Raw genomic sequence first — 6051 nt, 5'->3', positions numbered from 1 at the left:
TTTTTCATTTTCTTTCACTTTTAGTTTTTTACTTATCACTTTTAGTTTAAAACATTTGCTAATATGCTAATTTACAAATTTGCTAATTAATTATTCCAAAGAACCATTAGCTAACAGCTAAAGGCTATCAGCTATAATTATATAGATAAACTTTTTCAAAAAGATTAAATTTCGGATTTGCCCTAAATAAAAAGGGGCTTGTGGCCCACAAGCCCCTGAAGAAAGTATATTTTATCAGAATGAGAAACTAATTTTCAAACTTTTTCTCTATCACATCTGTCAGAGAATATTTGTATTGAACACCCAGCAGATTCAAATATTCTTTACAGAAATTATCGTAAATACTTTTGGCAATTCCTTTTTTCCCTGAGTTAAACAGAATCGAGCATTTCAGATATAGAGCTTCCTCATTTATAAAATCATGTAAAAGAATTGTATCAGCTATATTAAGCTTCATATTATCATCCGGTTGATATTTTCCACTTTGCAATATATCAGTCAGAACATCTATCGTCAGATTGGAAAAATCACTTTTAAAATTATCAGTCCAGTCTGTTTCAGTATTAGGTAATAATACACCTCTCAATAGTAATTCGAGAAGGCGGTTTATCGAATCCCGGTCATCGGACTGGCTTTCTTTTATTACAGAAAATAACTGCATCGCTTCAAAATAGTCGCAAGTGATGCTTTCGTCAAATTTAATAGACCAAAAGCCATTTTGGCTTCCGATTTCAACGCCACCCACACTTTCGAATATAGATCTGAGTTTACTGAAATATACATTCCTGTTTTTCTTTGCAGAAACTTCATCCTTATCGAACCATAGAAGCTGTATTACTTTTTTACCGGATATACCTCTTGCGTCTTTCTGTGTATATAATATGAGTAAAACAAGCAAATATTTCAGGGTAGGGGTAAACATTCCCGTGATATCATTCCCTTTATTATCTTTTACTGTAAATCCTCCGATCAGACAGACCGATTGTTTTTCAAAATTGTAATGATTTTGTTTCTGAATAACAAGTTCGTCCGGGATTCTTTCTATGTCTGATTTTTTTTCCTGTACATTGTCGGATGTGCTTATCTCCTTATCTCCCGTATTTTCTTGTTTTTTATTTCTTATTCTGACTAACAGGACAAATACTGCGCAGATTATGGCAACGCATAGGATCGAAATAACAATAGGCAATACATAATCGTCCTCACTATCGGATTGTTTTACAACTGCCTGCTGTAGATCGGCTATATAAATCGGCGGAAAATCGAGGGAGTAAATCGAGAGTAAGGATTCCGCATCGGACACCTTTCTGTAAAAAAGGGCAAATAGCTTTTGCTGAGAAGCTGAATAATATAGGTTCGTATATAAGAAAAAGGCTTCGAGGTCTTCATGGATAGGGTAGGATATCTGTTCGAATCCTTTTTTATCAGCCCTGATTTTAAACAGAGTTCCTCCGTCTTTTGTCGTAAACAGATAAAAACAGTCTCTTTCCTTATCATAAACCATGTTTTCTCCGGGCATGAAGTCTCCGTCTGTATTTTCTTCTTCCCATAATTTATTCGCTTGTCCCATAATGAGATTTACCGAATAGAAGTCATAATAGTTACGTGGAGAAAGTTCCTGTCTCCCGGACTTACTGCCACGCCCGCCAAATATATACATCTGATTATCTACAATTGCCGAAGAGGCTGAAAATCTGGGCGAAATTTCGGAGAGTTGAAATTTCTTCATGCTTCCCCCCTCTGTATTCATTTTTATTAAATCGTGGTTATATTTATAAAACCCATAGCCGCCGAAAGAGTAAAGAGTAAACTCATTAGCCAGATAAACCGCGGTATTGTTCATATAGCCCGGCTCTTTTACAGGTTTCGAGGGATAACTCCAGCTATTCGTTTCGAAAGAGAACGTAGAAGTTATATCTTCATCTAAGTTATAGGTGACTATGTGATTTCTAATGGTATCGAAATAGATCATATTCGCTACATTGGCAACCATATATCCTCCTCTGGATATAATTTCTGTTTCTCCTCCGGATTTTGAGTCGAAGACTGATATATTTTTGGAATCCGGAGACACGATGTAAAACAGATGATCGTGATCGAATGTAAACTGGGAATTGTCTTTAATCTTTTTCGAATAAATTTTTTTCCAGGATGAATAATCGTCTATAATCCATTTCGGATTAGTTGCGATAGCCGGAACTTGCGATATTGAATCGAGGGATATATTCTGATTGTGTTCTTTCAGTTTCCAATAACGGGTCAGAGTCCCGTTATGGAATATTTTAATATCCTTGATATTTACAGAAGCAATGTCGGTAATTCCGAAATTTTCGATAGGACTGATTCCGTAAGAAATATAAACCTCTGAAGATGATGATAGATCGTAGGGCTTAGTTAATGACGTCGAGCCATATGACAATGTGATTTCTTTACGTTCTCTTGATAAAGTGATACTGACAGGAACCCATTGCCCGCAGATAATTTCCTGTGATACTGTATGAGCTGCTTCATTAATGGCTAAGAGAGGATATCGCTTGTTATCATCGCTGACGGTAATCATCAGGTCTATGTTTTCTTTCTTATCCGTGATAATACGAAACACCATTCCAAATAAGTATTCAGGGCGGATATACATTTCAAATGACATTGTAAGCTCTTTACCCAGTTTTAAGGAAGAGCCGTTCTCCAAAATAAATGATGTTTTTTGAGAATCACTTTCCGGGTGGGATTTTATAAACAGCCCATAGTCCAATTTATTCGATTTATCTTGTGCATGTGCGGAACAAAGGCTCAATATAAGTATTAAAATCAGGAAACTTACTTTATTCATTGATTAGGTGGCTTTTCTGTATGACTAAGGAAAACTTATAGTATCTTGTAAAATTAGAATAATTCTTCATGTTTGCAAAAAAATAAAAAAACTAAATATGAATACGATAGTTATATCCGGAACCGGCTATAATATTTATCTTTTTTTTATCCATTCATTAATTATTTTCCAGCTAATTGAGTCGTATTATATATTTATTGACATCTTGCAGGCCATAAGGGCGAATATTTATTCACGCCCATAAAATACGCCGGCTTATTTTGAATCGTTATTAATTCTATCAATGACTTTGTATTTTACAAATTTCATAAAATGGAGATAAAGTGAATGTTATATGCCAGGTTAGTATCCTTTTTATGCTATTTTATTATAATTTTTATCCGGGCATTATCTGTTTTTTATTCCCTTATTAATGTGCTGCAACTATCTTTGTCTTCAGGATAACAGTCTGTTCTGTATCCGGCAATACCTGAAAGATCAAACATTGCCTCAGGAAGTAGTTGAACGAGTAGTTTTTAACTTATAATAAAAAGCAGAATAATGGTTAGAAAGTTTTTAGTATGTGGATTGTTCACCTTGCTGTTGGTTTCCCTGTCAGCCGGTTTAAATGCTCAACAGAAAAAAGATGTATATCTGGATGAAAAAGCACCGGTACATGACCGCATAATGGATTTGTTATCGAGGCTTACCATAGAAGAAAAAATAAGCCTTCTGAGGGCAACCTCTCCGGGAATCCCCCGTTTGCAGATACCTAAGTATTATCATGGCAACGAATCGTTGCACGGGGTTGTCCGTCCGGGCCGTTTCACGGTTTTCCCGCAGGCGATAGGCCTGGCCAGTATGTGGAATCCGGAGCTGCATCACAAAATAGCAACTGCCATATCCGATGAAGCCCGTGGCCGGTGGAATGAACTGGACCAGGGCAGATTGCAGACCCAACGTTTTACCGACCTGCTTACATTCTGGTCGCCTACCGTGAATATGGCCCGTGACCCGCGATGGGGGCGTACACCTGAGACTTATGGGGAAGATCCTTATTTGTCGGGCGTATTAGGTACTGCATTTGTAAAAGGATTGCAGGGAGATGATCCCCATTATCTTAAAATAGTTTCCACTCCTAAACATTTCGCAGCTAATAATGAGGAACACAATCGATTTGTCTGCAATCCGCAAATACCGGAGAGACAACTACGTGAGTATTATTTCCCGGCCTTCGAAATGTGTGTGAAAGATGGTAAATCCGCATCTGTCATGTCGGCATATAATGCGATAAATGATGTCCCATGTACGGCCAATCCATGGCTATTGACAAAGGTTTTGCGGCACGATTGGGGCTTTAACGGATATGTTGTTTCCGATTGCGGAGGCCCAAGCCTTTTAGTGTCGGCAATGAAATATGTAAAAACAAAGGAAGCTGCCGCTACTCTGTCGATAAAGGCCGGGCTCGATCTCGAATGCGGCGATGATGTTTATATGCAGCCCCTCCTGAATGCATATAATCAGTATATGGTCAGTCAGGCTGATATAGATACGGCTGCATACCGGGTATTGAGGGCAAGGATGCATCTTGGATTATTCGACGATCCAGATCTTAATCCTTATAATAAAATATCTCCATCGGTTGTTGGTTCCGAAGAGCATAAACTACTGGCTCTTGAAGCGGCTCGCCAGAGTATAGTCTTATTAAAAAATAACAACCGGACCTTACCTCTGAACCCTAAAAAAGTGAAGTCTATAGCTGTAGTCGGTATTAATGCCGGGAATTCCGAATTTGGAGATTATAGCGGTATTCCGGCTAATGTTCCGGTTTCTATTCTTCAGGGAATCAAAGACAAGGTCGGGGATAAAGTGAAAATAGTATATGCGCCGTGGAAATCGGCGATGGACGGTAAGGAGATGATTTCAGCCCGCTATTTTCCCGGAGGTCTGAAGACCGAGTATTTCACTAATATGGAACTTTCGGGAACACCAAGAGTACGCGCCGAAGAATGGGTAAACTTCGAACCTGCCAATCAGGCGCCAGACCCGTTTATTCCTTCGTTCCCAATTTCGATCCGTTGGTCGGGAAAATTACGTCCCGAGGTATCCGGAGATTATACGATATACTATACAGCCGATGATGGCAGCCGCCTTTTCATCAATGGGGAGAAATTAATAGATGCATGGGTTGAACGTAGTATTGCCACCGATTCGGTATCTCTGCATCTCGAAGCAGGTAAAGAATACGACATCAGGGCCGAATATTTCAATAACCGCGACAATGCTGTAGCCAGATTGTATTGGAAGATTCCGGATATTGGAACAAAGCAGCGTCTGGATATGTACGGTGAGGCCGGAAAGGCTGTCAGGGAATGCGAGCAGGTAATAGCTGTTTTAGGAATAAATAAAACCATCGAACGCGAAGGACAGGACAGGTATGATATTCTTTTGCCTGCCGACCAGATGGAATTTATACAGGAAATATATAAAGTCAACCCGAATATCGTAGTCGTTTTGGTTGCAGGAAGTTCTCTGGCTATCAATTGGATAGACGAGTATATCCCTGCCATTGTGAACGCATGGTATCCGGGAGAACAGGGCGGTACAGCCGTAGCGGAAGTGTTGTTCGGAGAATATAATCCGGGCGGGCGATTGCCTGTTACATACTATAACAGCCTTGAAGAAATCCCGCCTTTCGGCGATTATGACATTACCAAAGGGCGTACTTATCAATACTTTAAAGGGAAGCCGTTGTATCCGTTCGGCTATGGATTGAGCTATACAACATTCGCTTACAAAAACATACAGGTAAATGACAACGGAGATAATATCAAAGTCTCCTTCGAACTGAAAAATACCGGGCGTATGGCTGGGGATGAGGTTTCTCAGGTATATGTAAAAATACCTTCTCGGGGAATCGTCATGCCGATAAAAGAATTGAAAGGGTTCCAGCGTAATATCCTGAAAAAAGGTGAAACGAAAAATGTGGAAATAAATATAAGAAAAGACCTGCTGAGGTACTGGGACGATGCAACGGAAACATTTGTTACCCCCAAAGGTGACTATGAATTTATGGTTGGAACTTCGTCTCAGGATATAAAATTGACAAAGAGTTTTATACTGGACTAATGGCCTTTTTATTGAATAAATAATTGAAAACTTTATCTATACTATTAGCTGATAGCCTTTAGTTGTTAGCTAATGGTTCTTTGGAATAATTAATTAGCAAATTTGTAAATTAG

At 38.9% G+C, this 6051-nt stretch carries 2 protein-coding genes; one reads left to right on the top strand and one right to left on the bottom strand.

Annotation, left to right across the window (positions count from 1 at the left end; translation table 11 throughout):
* Positions 1–247: 247 nt before the first annotated feature.
* Positions 248–2830 (bottom strand): hypothetical protein, encoded by a 2583-nt coding sequence (locus B3317_RS12945; RefSeq protein WP_291112258.1) that lies wholly within the window; start codon positions 2828–2830, stop codon positions 248–250.
* A 540-nt stretch (positions 2831–3370) separates the two neighbouring features.
* Between B3317_RS12945 and B3317_RS12940 the strand changes: the two genes are divergently transcribed.
* Positions 3371–5938 (top strand): glycoside hydrolase family 3 C-terminal domain-containing protein, encoded by a 2568-nt coding sequence (locus B3317_RS12940; RefSeq protein WP_291112256.1) that lies wholly within the window; start codon positions 3371–3373, stop codon positions 5936–5938.
* Positions 5939–6051 lie beyond the last annotated feature (113 nt).

This window comes from Dysgonomonas sp. UBA7710 (assembly GCF_002482385.1).
Taxonomy (GTDB): domain Bacteria; phylum Bacteroidota; class Bacteroidia; order Bacteroidales; family Dysgonomonadaceae; genus Dysgonomonas.
This window is presented reverse-complemented; position numbering and strand designations above follow the sequence as displayed.